16 protein-coding genes and 1 pseudogene are annotated in these 20952 nt (G+C 69.7%); 9 read left to right on the forward strand and 8 right to left on the reverse strand.

Going from position 1 to position 20952, the window contains the following annotated elements; genetic code table 11:
- Positions 1-62 precede the first annotated feature (62 nt).
- Positions 63-332, reverse strand: coding sequence for a hypothetical protein (locus ACIRDU_RS13945; RefSeq protein WP_403578378.1), 270 nt, complete (start codon positions 330-332; stop codon positions 63-65).
- 298 nt (positions 333-630) lie between these two features.
- Between ACIRDU_RS13945 and ACIRDU_RS13950 the strand changes: the two genes are divergently transcribed.
- Positions 631-1698: a PP2C family protein-serine/threonine phosphatase gene (locus ACIRDU_RS13950; RefSeq protein ID WP_403578381.1), complete on the forward strand. Its 1068-nt coding sequence runs from the start codon at positions 631-633 to the stop codon at positions 1696-1698.
- A gap of 88 nt (positions 1699-1786) precedes the next feature.
- Positions 1787-3829, forward strand: coding sequence for a SpoIIE family protein phosphatase (locus tag ACIRDU_RS13955; protein WP_403578384.1), 2043 nt, complete (start codon positions 1787-1789; stop codon positions 3827-3829).
- A 334-nt stretch (positions 3830-4163) separates the two neighbouring features.
- Here ACIRDU_RS13955 and ACIRDU_RS13960 read toward each other — a convergent pair whose 3' ends face one another.
- The 6 genes and pseudogenes from ACIRDU_RS13960 to ACIRDU_RS13985 form a co-directional block, all read right to left on the reverse strand.
- On the reverse strand, positions 4164-4745 hold the full coding sequence (locus ACIRDU_RS13960) for a dihydrofolate reductase family protein (RefSeq protein ID WP_403578387.1): 582 nt from the start codon (positions 4743-4745) through the stop codon (positions 4164-4166).
- Between the two features lie 98 nt (positions 4746-4843).
- Positions 4844-6130, reverse strand: a complete 1287-nt coding sequence (locus ACIRDU_RS13965) for a glycosyltransferase (RefSeq protein ID WP_403578389.1) — start codon at positions 6128-6130, stop codon at positions 4844-4846.
- A gap of 41 nt (positions 6131-6171) precedes the next feature.
- Positions 6172-6345, reverse strand: a complete 174-nt coding sequence (locus ACIRDU_RS13970) for a hypothetical protein (RefSeq protein WP_403578392.1) — start codon at positions 6343-6345, stop codon at positions 6172-6174.
- A gap of 27 nt (positions 6346-6372) precedes the next feature.
- Positions 6373-7638, reverse strand: a complete 1266-nt coding sequence (locus tag ACIRDU_RS13975; protein ID WP_403578394.1) for a nucleotide sugar dehydrogenase — start codon at positions 7636-7638, stop codon at positions 6373-6375.
- Between the two features lie 787 nt (positions 7639-8425).
- A pseudogene (locus ACIRDU_RS13980) lies at positions 8426-8803 on the reverse strand (UTRA domain-containing protein); the annotation flags it as partial.
- Positions 8804-9072: 269 nt separating this feature from the next.
- Entirely contained in the window at positions 9073-11382 is a 2310-nt protein-coding gene (locus ACIRDU_RS13985) for a (Fe-S)-binding protein (RefSeq protein ID WP_403578397.1), read from the reverse strand.
- 274 nt (positions 11383-11656) lie between these two features.
- Between ACIRDU_RS13985 and ACIRDU_RS13990 the strand changes: the two genes are divergently transcribed.
- The 7 genes from ACIRDU_RS13990 (at position 11657) to ACIRDU_RS14020 (ending at position 19893) form a co-directional block, all read left to right on the forward strand.
- Entirely contained in the window at positions 11657-12676 is a 1020-nt protein-coding gene (locus tag ACIRDU_RS13990) for an MraY family glycosyltransferase (RefSeq protein WP_403578399.1), read from the forward strand.
- A 94-nt stretch (positions 12677-12770) separates the two neighbouring features.
- On the forward strand, positions 12771-14630 hold the full coding sequence (gene dnaK, locus ACIRDU_RS13995) for a molecular chaperone DnaK (protein WP_403578402.1): 1860 nt from the start codon (positions 12771-12773) through the stop codon (positions 14628-14630).
- On the forward strand, positions 14627-15292 hold the full coding sequence (gene grpE / locus ACIRDU_RS14000) for a nucleotide exchange factor GrpE (RefSeq protein WP_403578405.1): 666 nt from the start codon (positions 14627-14629) through the stop codon (positions 15290-15292). Before dnaK ends, grpE begins: the two co-directional genes overlap by 4 nt.
- A 36-nt stretch (positions 15293-15328) precedes the next feature.
- Positions 15329-16516, forward strand: coding sequence for a molecular chaperone DnaJ (gene dnaJ, locus ACIRDU_RS14005; protein WP_403578408.1), 1188 nt, complete (start codon positions 15329-15331; stop codon positions 16514-16516).
- Between the two features lie 5 nt (positions 16517-16521).
- Entirely contained in the window at positions 16522-16974 is a 453-nt protein-coding gene (locus tag ACIRDU_RS14010; protein WP_403578411.1) for a heat shock protein transcriptional repressor HspR, read from the forward strand.
- 269 nt (positions 16975-17243) lie between these two features.
- Positions 17244-18353 (forward strand): sugar ABC transporter substrate-binding protein, encoded by a 1110-nt coding sequence (locus tag ACIRDU_RS14015; protein WP_403578413.1) that lies wholly within the window; start codon positions 17244-17246, stop codon positions 18351-18353.
- A 490-nt stretch (positions 18354-18843) separates the two neighbouring features.
- A complete protein-coding gene (locus ACIRDU_RS14020) occupies positions 18844-19893 on the forward strand; it encodes a LuxR C-terminal-related transcriptional regulator (RefSeq protein WP_403578416.1) in 1050 nt (349 codons plus the stop codon).
- Between the two features lie 81 nt (positions 19894-19974).
- Here the strand turns inward: ACIRDU_RS14020 and ACIRDU_RS14025 are convergent, their stop codons facing one another.
- Positions 19975-20934, reverse strand: a complete 960-nt coding sequence (locus tag ACIRDU_RS14025) for a helix-turn-helix transcriptional regulator (RefSeq protein ID WP_403578419.1) — start codon at positions 20932-20934, stop codon at positions 19975-19977.
- Positions 20935-20952 lie beyond the last annotated feature (18 nt).

Here is a 20952-nt window from a genome sequence, read left to right on the forward strand (position 1 = left end):
TGGGGCTCCGGGTGGGAGGGGGCCGGACCTGGAAGGCCCGGCCCCGGGGGATGCGGGGTGGCTCAGTCGGCGAAGGTCGCGCCGAAGTTCGGGTAGCCAGTCGTCGAGACGCCCGAGGCGGAGAACGCCACGTCGCCGATGCCGTAGGCGTTGAAGTCGGCCCGCGGCGCGTGCGCACCGTCCGCGGCCGTCGCCGGGCCGGCCGTGGCCGAGAGCGGCGTGCCGGTCAGCGCGGTCGCCGGGGCAGTCGCCAGGGCGAGCCGCCGGCGGGGGCGCCGGGACGGGTGGGCGGGTGCGTGCCGGCGCCCCGAGGGGCGCTCGTGCTGCTGCATGCGGGGTCTCCTGCTGCATGCGGGGGACGCCTGGCGGGCATCCACAGTCGATGGAGGGCCGGACCGTCCGTGTTCGCCGGGAGTTGTCCGGGCGTTCACAGGTGGTCGGCGATCAAGAGACCCCTGGTGGGACGTAAGGGTTGTACGTGAGTTCGGTTGATTGTCGCGGCCGTGATCGGGGAGCGGCTCCAGCCGTACAAGGGCGTCGCCGGGCATCGAACGACCGCCCGTCGGGGTGGCCATCCAGGCCGGACGGGACGAGCATGAAGGGAAGCCGCGGCGAGGAGGTGTCCCGCCTGTGCGTACTGGGCTCGATTGGTGCCGGAGCGTCTTCGCCGCGCTCGTGGCCTACCTCGTCCTGATCAGCGTGCTGGACGAGGTGACGTACGACTCGGCGATACGCCTGGCGCCGGCCGCGGCGCTGGCGCCGGTCGTGGCCTGCGCGCTGCTCAGCTTGCGCCGGACCGCGGTGATCTGCGCGCTGTACGTGGTGTCGACAGCTCTGCTGTACGGGCCGTGGGGTCTGGACCTCAGCGTGGCGAACAGGGTCACGGTCCTCGGCTCCGCGCTGGCCCTGTCCGTGGTGACTCTGTTCGTCTGCCGGGTGCGGGTGCAGCGCGAGGAACGCTTCAACCGGCTGAGACTGACCGCGGGGGCGGCCCAGCGGTTGCTGCTGCGCTCGCTGCCGCTGCCGGCCGGAGAGGTGATGACCGACGGTTTCTATCTGGCAGCGGAGAAGGAGGCGCTGGTCGGCGGTGACATCTACGAGGTGCTGAGCACTCCCTACGGCGTGCGGGTGGTGATCGGCGACGTCCGGGGCAGGGGCTTGGCGGCGATCGGCGCGAGCGCGGCCGTGCTGACCGCGTTCCGCGAGGCGGCCTACCGGGACCCCGTCCTGCAGACCGTGGTGGACAGGATGGAAGAAGCGCTTGTCCGGTACGAACCAGGAGTGCGCTGCGAGCCTGAGGAGGAGTTCGTCACGGCTTTGGTCGCGGAGATGATGGGACCGGAGGCCCTGCGCGTGATCGACTGCGGTCATGTGCCGCCGTTCGTCATCTCCGGTGACGAGGTCGTGGAAGTCCAGATCAAGGAGCCGGGTCTCCCCCTGGGGCTGCAGGAGCTCGCGGGTGAGCCCCGGTGCCGGCAGGACATCAAGATCCCCCGCGGCGGCAGGATGGTGCTGTGCACGGACGGTGTCATCGAGGCACGTGACCCGGACGGTGAGTTCTACCCGCTGGCCGAGCGGCTGCGGCAGTGGCTGCATCTGCCCACCGCGGAACTCCTGGAGCGGCTGAGGGAGGACCTGCCCAGGCATGCGGGCGGTCACCTCGGTGACGACGCGGCCCTGCTCGTCATCCAGCGCTGAGTCGGCACGTCACGTCGGCAGATCGCATCGGCCCGCGACAGTCGTATATTGCCGTATATCGCCTGAATGGGGTGAGTATGTGAACTCCATGCGAGACCTCAGAGGCAGCTCGGTCGCTGTGGTGTGCGCTCTGCTGGCCCCTCTGCTCGGCTGCCTTGCGCTGGTGCCGTTCCGGGACACCTTCCCGGACTTCGATTCGGCCCTCGTCCTGATGGCCGTCGTGGTGGCCGTGGCCGCGCAGGGGTACCGCGTCGCCGGCCTGGTCGCGGCGGTTTCCGCCACCGTCTGGCTCGACTTCTTCCTGATCTCCCCGTGGGGGTCGCTGTCGGTGTCGAGCAGCCAGGACAGATGGACGGTGGTGCTGATGCTGGGCACCAGTGTCATCGTGTCGGAGCTGGCCGCTCGCGGCCGCAGCCAACGGCGGCGGACACTGAAGGCTCATGGCCGCCTCAAGCTGTTGCATGACGCCGGTACGGCCATCGGCACGACCCTTGACGCGGAGCGGACCGCGCAGAAGCTGACCGAGGTAGCGGTACCCCGCTTCGCGGATTTCGTCACGGTCGACCTCGCGGTGTCCGTTCTGCTCGGTGAGGAGCCGGAGGAGGCACTGGAGCAGGACCGGACGAAAGCACGGCGGGTGGCCATGGCAGGCATCCACGAGCACCATCCGCTCCACTCCGTGGGGGCGCTGGACGGATACAGCTTCACCGTTCCGCAGGCCGACGACTTCTCCCATGGGCGTGCACGGCTGGAGCCCGACCTGCGCGCCTCCACGGCATGGCCGCCTCTCATCCCCGACGACGCCACGGGAGTTCTCGACTACGGCATGCGCTCACTGATCGCGGTGCCGCTGCGAGGGCGGGGCGCACTGCTCGGCACGGTCACCTTCTGGCGCACCCGGCAGACCGAACCCTTCACCCGGGCCGATCTGCCCGACGCCGAGGAACTGGCCGCCAAAACCGCCGTGGCCATCGACAACGCGCGCCGTTACACCCGTGAACGGACCACCGCGCTGGCCCTCCAGCGCAGTCTGCTGCCGCAGCGGCTGCCCGAGCAGACGGCCGTGGACGTGGCCTCCCGCTACCTGCCGGCGGGCCCGCAGACTGCCGGGGTGGGCGGCGACTGGTACGACGTGATCCCGCTTTCGGGCTGCCGGGTCGCGCTCGTCGTGGGGGATGTCGTCGGGCACGGCATCAACGCCTGCGCCACCATGGGACGGCTGCGCACCGCGGTACGTACCCTGGCCGACGTCGACCTGCCGCCCGACGAACTCATCACGCACCTCGACGACCTGGTCATGCACCTCACCGACGACCAGCAGGAGGGCAGAGCCGAAGGCGACGCGGCGGCGGCCGGCGAACTGGGAGCGACCTGCCTCTACGCGGTGTACGACCCGGTCGCGCGGAGCTGCACGGTGGCCTCGGCCGGTCACCCGCTGCCCTTCGTCCTCACCCCCGACGGCAAGGTGGAGCAGGTGCACGGGTTCGTGGGCCCGCCGCTCGGGTTGGGCGGCCTGCCCTTCGAGAGCCTGGAGTTCCGCCCGCCGACGGGCAGCGTACTGGCCCTGTACTCCAACGGCCTGGTCCAGTCGCGTGAGCGCGACATCGACGAGGGCCTGGCCGGGCTGCGCCACGCACTGGAACAGCCGGCGGCATCGCTGGAAGACGCCTGCGACACCGTCATGCACGCGCTGGTCGACCACCACATGGCCGACGACATCACCCTCCTGCTCGCCCGCACCCGTGCCCTCACCGCGGACCAGGTCGCCGTCTGGGACATCCCCGCCGACCCGGCCATGGTGGTGCGCGCCCGGAAGCTCGCTGTCGAACAGCTCGACACCTGGGGTCTGTGGGAGTCGGCCTTCGTCACCGAACTGCTGGTCAGCGAGCTGGTCACCAACGCCATTCGGCACGGTGAACCCCCCGTCGAGCTACGGCTGATCCGCGACTCCGCACTGATCTGCGAGGTCTCCGACGCCAGCAGCACCGCCCCGCACTTGCGCCGCGCGCGGGAATTCGACGAGGGCGGCCGCGGCCTGCTCCTCGTCGCCCAGCTCAGCCAGAAGTGGGGGACCCGCCACGCCGCTGTCGGGAAGACCATCTGGTGCGAGCAGAAACTTCCCGCTGCCTGACCGGTACCTCGCCCGACCCTGCAGGGCTCCGTAGCCGGGGCTCGGATCAGCTGCTCGGATCAGCTCGCCGGCACCGGGCGGTACCGCACGTCCACCGCGGCCGTGCGGTCCTTCCCGGTGAGCAGCTCCAGCCGTACGGGCGCGCCCCCCGGGATCGTCGAACAGCCGGATCCCGTCGCCGAGCAGCACGGGCGCGATGTGCACGAATGCCGGTGGGACCGGGGTGGGCGTCCCAGCCGGCCCGGCCGCCCAGCACCGCCCCGGTCGTCGCGGCGTACTCCTCGACGAGGCCCGGCGGAAGGTGGTCCCCGTCATCCAGCCTCCTCCTGGTTCGTCACGGCTGCCTGCGGACCCGGTAGCGCAGGTGCAGCACCCGGTCGCCCTGGATCACGACGTGCGGGTCCTCGAGCAGGTGCCGGGCGTCGACCGAGCCGAAGTACCGCTTGCCCGAGCCGAAGACCACGGGCACGACGTCCATCGCGACCTCCTCCACCAGGCCGAGGGCGAACGCCTGCCCGCCGACGTCGCCCGCGGCCACGCCGATGTCGCGGTCCTCGCCGGTCAGCTCCCTGGCCCTGTCGACGGCCTCCGCCACGCCGTCGACGAAGTGGAACGGCGCGTCGGGGTGCCACCCGACGGGCCGGGGCCGGTGCGAGACGACCACCAGGTGCTCACCGGCCGGGGGGACGCCCTCCCACCCGTTGGTCATGTCGAACACGTGCCGCCCGACGACCAGCGTCCCGATCCGCGCCATGCTGTGCCGCACGTAGTCGGCGGAGGCCTTGGACACCTTGGCGTACTCGTTGATCTCGACTTCGCCGTTGCCGTACCAGTCGAAGAGGGGGCCTACGTCGTCGTCGGCGTCGGCGATGAAGCCGTCGACGGAGACGACGTTGTGCATGACGACGGTGGTCATGGGATCTCCCAGGCGGTCGGGGGCCCGGATGGCCCTTCCGCATGCAGAGACCCCTCACGAGCCCGAAACTCATCGGCCGGGCTCGTGAGGGGCGGGGCTCACACCTTCAGCAGCTTCTCCGCGGGCGCGCGGTGCCGTCCTCCGGGCAGCGCCGTCTTCGCGGTCAGTCCCCGGGACTGCCATGCGTTGTCGCGGAGCTTGAACAGGGCCCAGTAGCGGGTCGGGCACAGCAGCACGATGTTCATGAACACGGCCGCAGGGGTGCCGACGAGCCAGGAGTGCCAGCGCTGGCGTGCGGTCAGGTCCGGCCGCATGAGGATGTACAGCCCGGACTGGCCGAAGCGCACCACCAGGTACACGGCGAGGTACACCAGGGCGAGGCCGGGGTTGTGGTACCGCCCGCCCAGCGTCATGAGCGTCATGACGACGATCCAGGCCAGCATCACCGGGGTGACGACGAGCTGGAGCAACCCGAACGTCGGCGAGATGAGCTGCTTCGGCGACAGCCGCGCGTACACGAACGGCAGCATCCACCACCAGGAGCGGGCCCACCGCAGCCGCTGCCGGTACGTCTTCTTCAGCGTCGTCGGCATGTCGGTGACGACACCGGCCTCGTTGACGGCCACGACCTCACCGCGCATGAGCGCCCTGAGCGCCAGCCAGCGGTCGTCGCCCGTGCCGCACTCCACCTCGTAGGCGTCGAGGTGGTCGTAGAGCAGCTCGGCCCGGTAGAGGGCCAGGGCGCCCGAGGTGGTCTCCAGGGCTCCGAGCATGGAGCGCGAGGAGCGCATCATCACGCAGGAGGTGCCGATGTCGATGTCCGCGGCCCGGGAGACCCAGGTCTCCTCGAAGTTGCGGACGTAGATCATGCCGGTGGTGGCCTGGATCCGCGGGTTGCTCATGGCGCGCAGCTGCTGCTCCAGCGCGTCCGGGAAGGGCTCGCCGTCGGAGTCGATGGTGAGCACGTACGCGAAGTGCTTGTGCTGCTCCTGGAGGTGCCGCAGAACGGTGACCTGCGCCCCGCGCTTGCCCTTGTTCTCCTGCCGGTGCCAGAAGACCCTGGGGTGGTCGAAGGGCTCGACGGGATGCTGCCGCGAGCCGTCGTCGATGACGTGGATCTCGTCGATCGGGTGGGTCTGCGCCAGCAGCGACCGCACCGTGCGGTGCAGGTTCTCCGTGGGCTCCTCGAAGGCCGGGATGATCGCCACCGTCCGGCCCGGGGCGACCGGGAGGTGGGCGAAGGACCGGCCCTTCAGGAACGACATCAGGCACAGCACGATCACGGCCATGCCCAGCCACCAGTAGAACGTCAGGATCGGGCTCTTCGACTGCACGTGCACCACCACGGTGGCGGCGGCCAGAGCCGCCACCACCACAGCGGTCACCACGGTGAGCCTCACCCGCGGCGCACGACCCTGGAACGCGCTCAAGCGGTCACTCGCTTGCCGCGGGTCGCCATGCGGAACGCCGCGACACCGCCGATCACGAGGACCATCGCTGCCAGCACGATCCACCCGAGCGCGGTTCCGCCGGTCGCGGCCAGGGCGGCTCCGCCCGTGGCGGTCCCGATCGCGGCGCCCACACCGTTCTGTCCGTACATGTTGTCCCTCTTTCCTTCCGTGGCCCTCTAGAGCCGTTCGATGTGGGATGCGGCGGGCATGACGCCGCGGGTGTCGAGCACGTAGGCGGCCTCGGCGGCGAGCCGGACGAGGTCGAACTCGCCGTGCGGGGTGAGCAGGACGACGGCGTCGAAGGCGCCGACGGTCCCGGCCGTGTCCGTCGCCCCGAAGGGGATCTCCCGGCAACCGCCGTCCGCCACCGGCAGATAGGGGTCCACGACGGTGACGTCCGCACCCATCTGCCGCAGCCGGTCGGTGACTTCGACGGCCGGTGACTGACGGGCGTCCGAGGTGCCCGGCTTGTAGGCGGCGCCGAGGGCGAGGATGCGCGCCCCGTGCACGCTCCGCCGGAACCGCCGGCTGAGGGCGTCCTGGAGACGCCGTACGACGTAGTCCGGCTGGCTCTCGTTGATGTCCTGGGCCAGCTCGATGAGCCGGAAGGTCTGCCCGTGCCGTGCCTTGACATGGTGGCTGAGGTAGACCGGATCGATGGGCAGGCAGTGCCCGCCGACCCCGGGCCCGGGCAGGAACCTGGTGAACCCGAAAGGCTTGGTCGCGGCGAGCTCCAGCGTGTGCCACACGTCGACGCCCAGTGTGTGGGACATCCGCGAAAGCTCGTTGACCAGCGCGATGTTGACGTGCCGGTAGGTGTTCTCGAACACCTTCGCCAGCTCGGCCTCTTCGAGCCCCGAGGCGGGCACGGTGACGTCGGTGACGGTGTCGTAGAAGCCCTGCACCCGCCGCAGGCAGTCCTCGGTCAGACCGGCGACGATCTTCGGCGTGTTCTCCAGGCGCCAGTCGGCGTTGCCGGGATCGATGCGCTCGGGGCTGAACCCGACGTGGAAGTCCCGCCCGGCGACGAGGCCGGAGCCCTCCTCCAGCAGCGGGACGAGCACGTCGCGAGTGGTGCCGGGGTGGGTCGTCGACTCGAGCACGACGGTGGCGCCCGGCTCGATCCACTCGGCGAGCACGCGGCCGGCGTCCCGTACGCAACTCAGGTCGGGCGCGCGGTCGGTGAGCGGCGTGGGCACGGTGATGACCGCGACGTCGAACCCCTTGAGGTCCTGCGGGTCGGAGCTGGCGTAATAGGCATCCGAGCCGAGCACCGCCTGAAGCCGGTCGTCGCCGATGTCCTCGACGTACGACGACCCGGCGGCCAGCGCCTCGCAACGCGCCCGGTCGGGCTCGTAGCCGGTGACGGTGTGCCCGACCTCGGCGGCCCTCACGGCCAGGGGCAGGCCGACATAGCCCTGCCCCAGCACACATATGTGCATGGTGGATTCCTCACCCCTGAAGTACGGCCCGCCTGTTCCTGAAGCAGGCGGCCGTGGCGTGGTACTGCGTGAGAAGCGGTGTGGGAACGGCACCACCACCGCGTCACCGGTTCGCCGGGCCCCCTTGCCCGGCCATGCGCAAAGCGCAACCAGTGATCTTCACAAACCCCCCTTATTTGTGGACTTTCATGGTTCAACAATTATTCGCTGAACGGAACCCTCTTTACTGATTTGAGATGTGAAGTGCGGTGGCGCTGGCGCTGGTTGAGGGCTGATTCCGGGTCAACTGCCTGTTGCGAGCTCTGTGGAGATTTGTGATCTTCACAATCTGCGAAGGGTGCGGCCCTGCAGGGCGCGTCGGGGCAGGTGCATTCGCGAACGCCGCGCGCTCCTGAGTGCGCCCCCTGTACCACCCCCGAAACTTGCGCGACCGTCGTCAATCGCCGATGCGTCGCGGTGTTACCTCCGAGCGCACTTCGACAAGGCGGAGTCGTTCCGCGCTACGGTCGGAAGCCAGGGGCAGTCGAAGCGCGAGTCCGGGCGCCCAGGTGATCCGTGGCCCCAGAAAGTCGATGGCCTCGGTCCATCGGAAGCGATCAGCGCCGCCGCCCGCCTTGGTTCCCAGGGCGAGAGTGTCCGAGATGCCGGCGGCCCACCGGGCCTGCGCCAGGCGGAGCGGATCGGTTAGCCGGTCTGGGACTGGATCGCCTCGGTGTCGCGCAGGCCGGCTGATTCCGTTCCCGCAGTGAGCGGCGGTCGTGTGCTTCCGGCTCTGCCCTGGATACGGTCATCCGATTCTGATCTCGTGGCGCAGCTGCTGGCGCCGGGCGGGCATCACCATGAGGTCGACCTGGATCGGCTTGTCATCGCCATCCAAGGTGAGCCTCGTGAGGCGCAGCACAGGCTCGGTCGGTGCGAGCCGCAGAGCCTTTTGCTCCTGCTCATCCGGGAGGTCGGCCGTTGCGTCCTCCCTGACCAGCGCGCCGACATGGCCCAGATCTGCGAGCAGGGTGACGGCTCCACCGCGGATCTTCGCCGTTCCGGCGAGCGGGGTGTCTCGGGCGATGGAGATGGGGTAGTTCGTGTCGGTCAGTTCGTTCGGTTCGTCGTCAAGGAGGATGAGACGGCGTCGTACGACGACGGGTTCGCCGGCCAAGCAGCCCAGCTCGACATGGGTGCCCAGCTCCTCGCCCACGCCGACGACATGCTCCCGGAAGCCACCGAGACGCGACTGCGCTTCCTGAGCGAGCGCCTGACCGAGGCGCTGCGTGACGTCCTCCGTGTTGCCGAGAGCCGGGAGCGGAGGAGCCGCGGGTGCTGCCTGTCGCCCGTGACGACGGCGAGAGCGCCACGCGACCGTACGCCGTGGGGAACGCCGACGCCCCCCACCCGATCATTCGGACAGGGGGCGTCAGGACAACCAGCGGCAACCGGCTACTTCACCGGCTCCGGCTCCGGTGCGTTCTCCGAGTCCGCCGTCCCCGCCGGCGGCTCGTCACCGTCGTCGCCCTCCGCAGGAACCGGCGTCTTCACCGAGTCCAGCAGCAGCTGGGCCACGTCCACCACCTGGATGGACTCCTTCGCCTTGCCGTTGTTCTTCTTGCCGTTGACGGAGTCCGTGAGCATGACCAGGCAGAACGGGCAGGCCGTCGACACGATGTCCGGGTTGACGGAGAGGGCCTCGTCGACGCGCTCGTTGTTGATGCGCTTGCCGATCCGCTCCTCCATCCACATCCGCGCACCACCGGCGCCGCAGCAGAAGCCGCGCTCCTTGTGGCGGTGCATCTCCTCGTTGCGGATGCCGGGGACGGCGGCGATGATCTCGCGCGGGGGCGTGTAGATCTTGTTGTGGCGGCCCAGGTAGCACGGGTCGTGGTACGTGATGATGCCCTCGACCGGCGTGACCGGGATCAGCTTGCCCTCGTCCACCAGGTGCTGGAGCAGCTGCGTGTGGTGGATGACCTCGTAGTCGCCGCCGAGCTGCGGGTACTCGTTGCCGAGCGTGTTGAGGCAGTGCGGGCAGGTCGCGACGATCTTCTTCGAGGACTTCGGCTTCGCCGACTCGGGGACGACCTTGCCCTCGTCGTCCATCTCCTCGCCGAACGCCATGTTCAGCGCCATGACGTTCTCCATGCCGAGCTCCTGGAACAGGGGCTCGTTACCCAGGCGCCGCGCGGAGTCGCCCGTGCACTTCTCGTCGCCGCCCATGATGGCGAACTTGACGCCCGCGATGTGGAGGAGCTCCGCGAAGGCCTTGGTGGTCTTCTTGGCGCGGTCCTCCAGGGCGCCGGCGCAGCCGACCCAGTACAGGTACTCGACCTCGCTGAGGTCCTCGATGTCCTTGCCGACGACCGGGACCTCGAAGTCGACCTCCTTGAGCCACTCCAGGCGCTGCTTCTTCGCCAGGCCCCAGGGGTTGCCCTTCTTCTCCAGGTTCTTGAGCATCGTGCCCGCCTCGGACGGGAACGAGGACTCGATCATCACCTGGTAGCGGCGCATGTCGACGATGTGGTCGACGTGCTCGATGTCCACCGGGCACTGCTCGACACAGGCGCCGCAGGTGGTGCAGGACCACAGGACGTCCGGGTCGATGACGCCGTTCTCCTCGGCGGTGCCGATCAGCGGGCGCTCGGCCTCCGCGAGGGCGGACGCGGGCACACCGGCCAGCTGCTCCTCCGACGCCTTCTCCTCACCCTCCATGGTCTTGCCCCCGCCGGCCAGCAGGTACGGCGCCTTGGCGTGCGCGTGGTCCCGCAGGGACATGATCAGCAGCTTGGGGGAGAGGGGCTTGCCCGTGTTCCAGGCGGGGCACTGCGACTGGCAGCGGCCGCACTCGGTGCAGGTGGAGAAGTCCAGCAGGCCCTTCCAGGAGAACTGCTCGACCTGGGAGACGCCGAAGACGTCGTCGTCGCCGGGGTCGGTGAAGTCGATCGGCTTGCCGCCCGACGTCATGGGCTGGAGCGCCCCGAGAGCCGTCCCACCCGACGCCTCGCGCTTGAACCAGATGTTCGGGAAGGCGAGGAAGCGGTGCCAGGCGACACCCATGTTGGTGTTGAGCGACACGACGATCATCCAGATGAACGAGGTGCCGATCTTGATCATCGCGACCAGGTAGACGAGGTTCTGCAGCGCCGGGACGCTCAGCCCCTTGAACGCGAGCACCAGCGGGTACGACGCGAAGTAGGACGCCTCGTAGTGGTCGACGTGGTGGAGCGCGCCCTCCAGGCCCCGCAGCACGTAGATCGCCAGGCCGATGGTGAGGATGACGTACTCGACGAAGTACGCCTGGCCGGCCTTGGAGCCGGCGAAGCGGGACTTGCGGCCCGGACGGCTGGGCAGGTTCAGCAGGCGGATCACGATGAGCACCGCGATGCCCAGGACCGTCATCACGCCGATGAACTCGATGTACAGCTCGAACGGCAGGAATTCACCGATGACCGGCAGGACCCAGTCGGCCTGGAACAGCTGGCCGAACGCCTGGGCCAGGGTCGGCGGGAGGGTCAGGAAGCCCACGGCGACGAACCAGTGGGCGACACCGACGATGCCCCACCGGTTCATGCGCGTGTGCCCGAGGAACTCCTTCACCAGGGTCACGCTGCGCTGGTAGGGGTTGTCGGTCCGGGTACCGGCCGGGACCGGCTGGCCCAGCTTGAAGTACCGGACGAACTGGCCGATCGCGCGTGCGAGCAGCGCGACGCCGACCACGGTCAGAACCAGCGACACGATGATCGCGGCGAGTTGCATGGGGGCTCCTCGGGCCTGCGAGGGGTTTCGTCGGGGAAACCTGTCGTTCTTCAGGTTCCCCGAAATTACTAAGCGGTAACTTATGCAGTCCGTCTGAGACTACCCTCATCCTCCGCCGCACTGTAGCCGGGTGGGCAGTGATCTGAATCGCTGAGGGTTGCCTCAGAAAAAGACCGGATCCGGTCGCGATCCCCGTGGCGATGTCGCCGTGATCCGATGGCGATCCGTCGTGTTATTCGTACCGAAATGTCATAATCCCGCCTACCTTATATCCGTGCTCTACGGGATCACCGCCGCCGCCACCGCCCTCCTCCTCACCGCCCTGCTCGCGGCCGCCCTGCGGGCCCCCGCCCGGTGGCTGCGGCTGATCGAGCGGCGGCGGCAGCGGGAGGTGCCGCTGTCCGGGGGTGTGGCCGTCGTGCTCGTCACGGGGCTGGTCGTCGGGGCCGGGGAGTGGTGGGGGGTCGCGCCGCCCGCTGACGGGACGCGGGGGGTGCTCGTCGCCGCGGGCGCCGTCGCCCTGCTCGGGCTCGTCGACGACGTGTGGCGGCTGCGGCGACGGGTGCTGGTCGCCGGTACGGGCGTGGCGGCCGCGTGTGTCGTGCCGTACGGGGAGACGGGGGTCGGGACCGGTCTGCTGGCCGTCGGGTGGGTCGTGGCGGTGGTGTTCGGGCTGCGGGGGCTCGATCACGTGGACGGGCTGGCGGGTACGGCCGGGGTCGTGGCGGCCTTCGGGGTGGCGGCCTGCGCGGCCGTCGAGGTGATGGACGGGATCGCGGGGCTGATGAGCGTGCTGGCCGCCGCCCTGACCGGGTTCCTGCTGCACAACTGGCATCCCGCGCGCGTGGCGCTGGGGAGTTGCGGATCCATGTCCGCGGGGTTCGTGATCGCCGTGGGAGCCGTGTACGCGCGGGCCGGGTTCGGGATCGGGGAGAGCGCGGGGGTGCTGTTCGCGCTGACCGCCGTGGTGGGTGCCGACGCCGTACTCGTGCTGGGGACGCGGCGGCTGAGCGGACGGGCTGTGTTCCGCAGCGGGCCCGATCACCTCGCGCACCGGCTGCGGCGGCTCGGGCTGACCGCGCCGGGGGCGACTCTGCTGCTGGGGACCGGGGCGTTGTCCGGGACGCTCGTCGGGGTACTCGCGCACGCCGGCCGGATCGGGGCCGGCGCCCTGTGGTGGGTGGTGGCAGGGGCGCTCGTCGTCGCGATCGCCCTCTCCCGGGTGCCTGTGTACGAACCTCGACGCAGCGTATCGCCGCAGGTCACAGCGCCATTGCGTGTAAGGAACGGATAAGAGTTGAGCCTGCTCGACTCAGCTCTGTTGACCGGTTGGGGGCCGTCGTGCACACTTGAGTCCGTTCCACTCAAGTCAGCTGGAGGAATCAACCATGGCACGTGCGGTCGGCATCGACCTGGGCACGACTAACTCCGTCGTCAGCGTTCTGGAGGGCGGCGAGCCCACCGTCATCACCAACGCCGAGGGCGCCAGGACCACGCCGTCCGTCGTCGCCTTCGCCAAGAACGGTGAGGTGCTCGTCGGAGAGGTGGCCAAGCGCCAGGCGGTCACGAACGTGGACCGGACCATCCGCTCCGTCAAGCGTCACATGGGCACCGACTGGAAGATCGAGCTCGACGGGAAGCCCTTCAACCCGCAGCAGATCAGCGCCTTCGTGCTCCAGAAGCTCAAGCGGGACGCCGAGTCCTACCTGGGCGAGAAGGTGACCGACGCGGTCATCACCGTCCCGGCGTACTTCAACGACTCCGAGCGTCAGGCCACGAAGGAGGCCGGCGAGATCGCCGGTCTGAACGTGCTGCGCATCGTCAACGAGCCCACCGCGGCCGCCCTGGCGTACGGCCTCGACAAGGACGACCAGACCATCCTGGTCTTCGACCTCGGTGGCGGTACGTTCGACGTCTCGCTGCTGGAGATCGGCGACGGTGTCGTCGAGGTGAAGGCCACCAACGGTGACAACCACCTCGGTGGTGACGACTGGGACCAGCGCGTCGTCGACTACCTGGTCCAGCAGTTCCAGTCCGGCCACGGCGTGGACCTGGGCAAGGACAAGATGGCCCTGCAGCGTCTGCGCGAGGCCGCCGAGAAGGCGAAGATCGAGCTGTCCTCGTCCACCGAGACCTCGATCAACCTGCCCTACATCACCGCCTCCGCCGAGGGTCCCCTGCACCTCGACGAGAAGCTCACCCGCGCCCAGTTCCAGCAGCTGACCGCGGACCTCCTGGAGCGCTGCAAGACGCCGTTCCACAACGTCATCAAGGACGCCGGCATCTCCATCAGCGAGATCGACCACGTCGTCCTCGTCGGCGGCTCGACCCGTATGCCCGCCGTCGCCGAGCTCGTCAAGGAGCTGACCGGCGGCAAGGACGCCAACAAGGGCGTCAACCCGGACGAGGTCGTCGCCATCGGCGCCGCCCTCCAGGCCGGTGTCCTCAAGGGCGAGGTCAAGGACGTCCTGCTCCTCGACGTCACCCCGCTGTCCCTCGGTATCGAGACCAAGGGCGGCATCATGACCAAGCTCATCGAGCGGAACACGACGATCCCGACCAAGCGGTCCGAGATCTTCACCACCGCCGAGGACAACCAGCCCTCCGTGCAGATCCAGGTCTACCAGGGCGAGCGCGAGATCGCGGCGTACAACAAGAAGCTCGGGATGTTCGAGCTGACCGGTCTGCCGCCGGCGCCCCGCGGCGTCCCGCAGATCGAGGTGTCCTTCGACATCGACGCCAACGGCATCATGCACGTGACCGCCAAGGACCTGGGCACGGGCAAGGAGCAGAAGATGACCGTCACCGGCGGCTCCTCGCTGCCGAAGGACGAGGTCGACCGCATGCGCCAGGAGGCCGAGCAGTACGCGGAGGAGGACCACAAGCGCCGCGAGGCCGCCGAGTCCCGCAACCAGGGCGAGCAGCTCGTCTACCAGACCGAGAAGTTCCTCAAGGACAACGAGGACAAGGTCCCGGGCGAGATCAAGACCGAGGTCGAGGAAGCCGTCGCCGAGCTGAAGGAGAAGCTCAAGGGCGAGGACTCCACCGAGATCCGCACGGCCACGGAGAAGGTCGCGGCCGTCTCCCAGAAGCTCGGCCAGGCCATGTACGCCGACGCCAATGCGGCCCAGGCCGCCGGTGGCCCCGCCGGTGACGCGGGCGCCGCGGCCGGTGGCGCCAAGGCCGCCGACGACGACGTCGTCGACGCCGAGATCGTGGACGACGAGCGGAAGGACGGTGCCGCGTGACGGAGGAGACCCCGGGCTTCGACGAGCAGCAGTCGCAGCAGCCCGACGTCCCTTCCGGCGCCACCTCCGACGACGCCGAGCCGAAGGCCGCCTCCCCCTCCGCGGAGGAGGGGGCGGCCCCGGCCGGGGACACGGGCCAGGACGTGGCTCTGGTGGCCCAGCTGGACCAGGCCCGCACGGCGCTCAGCGAGCGCACGGCGGACCTCCAGCGCCTCCAGGCCGAGTTCCAGAACTACCGCCGCCGGGTCGAGCGTGACCGGATCGCGGTCAAGGAGATCGCCATCGCGAACCTCCTGACCGAGCTCCTGCCCGTGCTCGACGACATCGGCCGCGCGCGTGAACACGGCGAACTGGTCGGCGGCTTCAAGTCCGTCGCCGAGTCGCTGGAGAGCACCGCGGCGAAGATGGGGTTGCAGCAGTTCGGCAAGGAGGGCGAGCCCTTCGACCCGACGATCCACGAAGCCCTGATGCACAGCTACGCGCCGGACGTCACCGAGACGACCTGCGTGGCGATCCTGCAGCCCGGGTACCGGATCGGCGAGCGCACCATCCGCCCCGCGCGGGTGGCGGTCGCCGAACCCCAGCCGGGGGCACAGACGGTCAAGGCGGACGAGTCCGCCGACGCCGACGACAAGGAGAGCGGTGGCCCGGACGAGGGCTGACGGCATAGACCACGAAGGGAAGGAGGGGCGTCGAGGATGAGCACCAAGGACTTCATCGAGAAGGACTACTACAAGGTCCTCGGCGTCCCCAAGGACGCCACCGAGGCCGAGATCAAGAAGGCGTACCGGAAGCTCGCCCGCGAGTTCCACCCGGACGCCAACAAGGGCAACGTCAAGGCGGAGGAGCGCTTCAAGGAGATCTCCGAGGCCAACGACATCCTCGGCGACCCCAAGAAGCGCAAGGAGTACGACGACGCGCGCGCCCTCTTCGGCAACGGCGGCTTCCGCCCGGGGCCCGGCGCGGGCGGCGGCTCCTTCAACTTCGACCTGGGCGACCTCTTCGGAGGCGGCGGCCAGGGCGGCGGTCAGGGAGCCGGCGGCTTCGGCGGCGGACTCGGTGACGTCTTCGGGGGCCTGTTCAACCGCGGCGGCGCGGGCGGCCCGGGGACGCGCACGCACCCCCGGCGCGGCCAGGACATCGAGTCCGAGGTCACGCTCAGCTTCACCGAGGCGATCGAGGGCGCGACCGTCCCGCTGCGGATGTCGTCGCAGTCCCCCTGCAAGGCCTGTTCGGGCACCGGCGACAAGAACGGCACACCGCGCGTGTGCCCGACCTGCGTCGGCACCGGGCAGGTCGCCCGGGGCAGCGGCGGCGGCTTCTCCCTCACCGACCCCTGCCCGGACTGCAAGGGCCGCGGTCTGATCGCGGAGAACGCCTGCGACGTCTGCAAGGGCAGCGGCCGGGCCAAGTCCTCGCGGACCATGCAGGTGCGCATCCCCGCGGGCGTCAGCGACGGCCAGCGGATCCGGCTGCGCGGCAAGGGAGCACCGGGCGAGCGCGGCGGCCCGGCGGGCGACCTGTACGTCGTCGTGCACGTCGACTCCCACCCGGTGTTCGGCCGCAAGGAGGACAACCTCACGGTCACCGTCCCGGTGACCTTCACCGAGGCGGCCCTCGGCGGCGAGGTGCGGGTGCCCACCCTGGGCGGCCCGCCGGTCACGCTGAAGCTGCCGCCGGGCACGCCCAACGGGCGCACCATGCGCGCCCGGGGCAAGGGCGCGGTCCGCAAGGACGGCACCCGCGGCGACCTCCTGGTCACCGTCGAGGTGAGTGTTCCGAAGGACCTGACGGGGAAGGCTCGTGACGCACTCGAGGCGTATCGCGAGGTGACCGCGGATGAGGACCCGCGGGCGGATCTGTTCCAGGCCGCGAAGGGAGCATGAGTCAGATGGACGGTCGTCGGCGCAATCCGTATGAACTGACCGAGGAGACCCCGGTCTACGTCATCTCGGTGGCGGCCCAGCTGTCCGGCCTGCACCCCCAGACCCTGCGCCAGTACGACCGCCTGGGCCTGGTGTCCCCGGACCGCACCGCGGGCCGTGGCCGCCGGTACTCGGCCCGTGACATCGAACTGCTGCGCACCGTCCAGCAGTTGTCGCAGGACGAGGGCATCAACCTGGCCGGTATCAAGCGCATCATCGAACTGGAGAACCAGGTCGCAGCGCTCCAGTCCCGCGTGGCAGAGCTGGAGGACGCGCTCGACGGCGCGGCGGCGGCCATGCGGCAGCGCGAGGCGGCGGTGCACGCGTCGTACCGCCGCGACCTGGTGCCGTACCAGGAGGTGCAGCAGACCAGCGCGCTGGTGGTGTGGCGGCCGAAGCGGCAGCAGCAGTCCGACTGACGCGTGACGCACGCGAAAGGGCCGGGAGTTGACTCCCGGCCCTTTTCGTCTGCCTTGGGCCGGTTTCTCCGCGTCTCCTATGGATGACCGGCAGGTGCACGGCACTTGGAGATGATTCCGCAGAGTCTTCACATCTGCTGCGGAGCGTGGTGTTGCCATCTCGTTAAGTGGTTCCGCTTGACGCTGGCGGCGCGTCCGCGTTGGCTTTTCAGACACATGGGCCACAAAGCTGTGCCCACGTCCGAATCACACGCGAAGTGAGCCCCCGCATGCGTCGTCGTATCTCCATATCCGTGGCCGCCGCCACGATGTCCGTCACGCTCGCCGGCTGCGGCGTGCTCAACGCGACCGGGAGCAGTGACGACGCGAGCCCGGCGAAGGGCAACGACATCACCGTCGGTCTGCTGCTGCCGGAGAAGGCGAACACGCGGTACGAGAACTTCGACTACCCCATCATCAAGCGCAAGGTCGAGTCGCTCACCAACGACAAGGGCCGCGTCGAGTACGCCAACGCCGAGGCGAGCGCGGACAAGCAGGCGAGCCAGATGCAGCAGATGATCGACGACCGGGTCGACGTGATCCTGCTGGACGCCGTCGACTCGCAGGCCATCGCGAGCGGCGTGAAGAAGGCGAAGGAGGCCGGCATCCCGGTCATCGCCTACGACCGGCTGGCCGAGGGCCCGATCGACGCGTACATCTCCTTCGACAACGAGCTGGTCGGCGAGGTCCAGGGCCGCTCCCTGCTGGAGGCCATCGGCGAGAACGCGAGCCTCTCCGACAAGATCGTCATGATGAACGGCTCGTCGACGGACCCGAACGCCAAGCAGTTCAAGGCCGGGGCGATGTCCGAGCTGAACGGCAAGGTGACGATTGCCGAGTCCTTCGACACCAAGGACTGGAAGCCGGAGAACGCGCAGGCCAACATGAGCGACGCGATCCAGAAGATCGGCAAGGACAACATCGCGGCGGTGTACTCCGCAAACGACGGCATGGCGGGCGGCATCGTCAAGGCGCTGAAGGCCGCGGGCGTGACCGAAATGCCGCCGATCACCGGGCAGGACGCGGAGCTCCAGGCCGTGCAGCGGATCATCAGCGGCGAGCAGTACATGAGCGTGTACAAGTCCTACCCGCAGGAGGCGGAGAACGCCGCGGAGATGGCGGTCGCCAAGGTCCAGGGCCGCGACATCCAGTTCGCCGCCCTCACCCGCGACAAGGTCGACAGCCCCACGGACAAGGCCATCCCGGCACAGCTCGTGCCCGTGGTCGCGCTCACCAAGGAGAACATCAAGGACACGGTGGTCGCGGACGACGTCTACAAGCTGTCGGACATCTGCACGGCCGAGTACAAGGCGGCGTGCCGGGCCATCGGCCTGAAGTAGCCGCGCGGCGGAAACTGCCGCGGGGCCCGGTCCTGGCGTCCGCGGCACCGGCCCCCGTGTCCGGGCAGGCTCCCTCCGGCGGGAGTTCCCCATCGACCGCCTGCCGCGCACGCTCGGAGAGTGTTCGGCGCGTTGACCGACGTGCTGGTGCACGCGACCGGCGAGCGGTCCGCCAGAGAGCGGGTCGAGCGGCGGGCGTGCGAGGCGGAGACCAGCTATGTGAAGCGCCCGTACGGGCAGGGGGGCAAGGCGGTACGCCCCCGGCACGATCGGCCGCGGCCTCCTCGCGGCGGGGTGGCGCGCCGCCGCCCCCGACGGCTCCCGTCCCGCCCGGCACGACTGACCGTCCCCGGTCGCATCACGGCTGCGCATACAGGGATCAACCGGGTCGGCGAGGCGTCCGGTTGCTGTCGAGCCGTGTTGCGGAGCACGTCCGGTCCGCGCATAGTTGCGCTGCGGAAAGACGGCGAAACCGGGGGTGGGATGGGCGATGGCCGGGCACGGGGCGGATGAGCATCCACACGGTGCCGACCGACTGTGCGAGACCGGGGATCGCGTGTACTCCCGGGCCGTACGGCGCGGCCGGGTGTCGCGCCGGGACGCGGAGCCGGTGCCCTGCCTGCTGGAACTCGCCCTGCTGCACCCGGACCCCGACGACATGGACTGGCTGGTGCCGACCTCTCCGCAGGAGGTGATGACCCGGCTGCTGCGCGGGATGCACGACGAGGTCAGTGCGAGCCAGCGGCGGGTGGGTTCTGCCGTCGCGGCCGTCGAGTGGTACGCCGGGCTGGGCCGCCAGGTGCGGCCGGCCGCCTCGGGGGCGGAGGGCCCGGCGATCCGGGTCCTGGACGGACTCGCCCGGATCCAGGCCGCGATGGACGAGGCGACCCAGGCGTGCACGGCGGAGGTGCTCACGGTCCAGCCGGGCGGCATCCGCCGCGAGGCGGAGCTCTCCGAGGGCTTGCACCGGGCGCTGGCGCTGCGCGGCCGGGGCGTGCGGATGAGGGACCTGTACACGCATGTCGCCCGGCACGGGCAGGGTCTGCTGAACTACCTCGAGCTGATGGGCGACGCGGTGGAGGCGCGGACGCTGGACGAGGTGATCGACCGGCTGATCCTCTTCGACCGGACGGTGGCGTTCATCCCGGCCAACACCGACCGCACGATGGCCCTGGAGCTACGGCATCCGGCGATCGTCGAATACCTCGTCACGGTCTTCGACCGGCTCTGGCGCCTCGCCATCCCGCTCGAGGCCCCGCTCCCCGACACGGGCATCGAGGGCATCTCCCACCGGGAGCAGTCCATCGCCGCGCTGTTGGCGGAGGGGCACCAGGACGCCGTCATCGCGGAACGGCTGGGCATAAGCGTCCGGACGTGCCGGGCGCACATCGCGCGCCTCTCGGAGACGCTGGGGGCGGCCAGCCGTACGCAACTCGGCGTACGCATCGCCCAGGCGGGCCTGGACGGACCGCAGCACTCGACCACGCCCCTCAGCGCTCCTGGTCAAGAAACCCCGAGCGTCCGTTCGCCGTCCCGGTGAGGAACCCGATTCGCGCCCTGCTCTGACTGCCCGGCTCATGCCGAGGCGGTCGGCGATGACGGCGTCGGTGCGTCCGCGAGGTCAACCGGCGTCTCCTTCCTGGTCCTGCTTCAGGATGCCGGACTGGGCGATGAGATAGCCCAGTTGGGCACGGCTGCCACTGCCCAGGGCGGACGCGAGCTTGGCGATGTGGGCCCGGCAGGTGCGCACGTTCATGCCGAGGCGCCGGGCGATGGCTTCGTCGACGTGCCCCTCGACCAGAAGCTTGGCTATGGAGTACTGGATCTCCGTGATGCCGTCGCGGGCGGTCTCGTACGGCGTGCCCGTGCTGAGCGGGACCGACCGGTCCCACAGGTACTCGAAGAGCTTGATGAGGTAGCGGACCAGACCGGGGTGGCGCAGTTCCAGGGCCACTTGCTGATCGTCACGGGCCGGGATGAAGGCGACGGACTCGTCGCAGATGATCAGGCGCTCGACGAGTTCGTCGATCGTGCGGTACTCCGCCTTGCCGTTGGAGAGCTGGGCGGCGTAGGCCAGCTGCTCGGGGTTGTAACGGGCGGTGTGCTGGTACAGGGTGCGGATGCGCACACCACGTTCGATCAGCGGCCGGTCCCGCTCCAAGCCGCGCAGGAGGCTGCGCTCGGACATCCGGTCGGTGGGCTGGACGGTGAGCATCTCCGCCTGGCACTGCAAAGTGGCCATGTTGAGCGCGGCGTTGATTCGTTCGCCGCCTTCCAGCACAGTGATGGCGTCACTGGTCGCGGCCAGCTGGGTACCCAGGGCCATGAACGGCTCGAAGGTCTCGGCCAGGCCGGTCGCCATGCGCCGGCGGTCGGCTATCTCCTGCTCCAGCGGGTTGAGCTGCCGGGACAGGGCGACCGCGGGGGGCACCGGCCGCAGCCAGCTCGGGTCGTCCGGGTCGGGGTGGAGCAGGGCGAACTCCATCAGGCACGGAGCGGGCTCCACGTCCTCGCGTGCGATGCGTCCGGCGCGCAGTGCGGTGGCGTACAGACGGCCGCCCTCGTCGCACCACTCGGTCATCGCATGGGGATGTGTCTC

Origin of the sequence: Streptomyces sp. NPDC093598 (genome assembly GCF_044764825.1) — a bacterium.
In the GTDB taxonomy this organism is placed as follows: Bacteria; Actinomycetota; Actinomycetes; order Streptomycetales; family Streptomycetaceae; genus Streptomyces.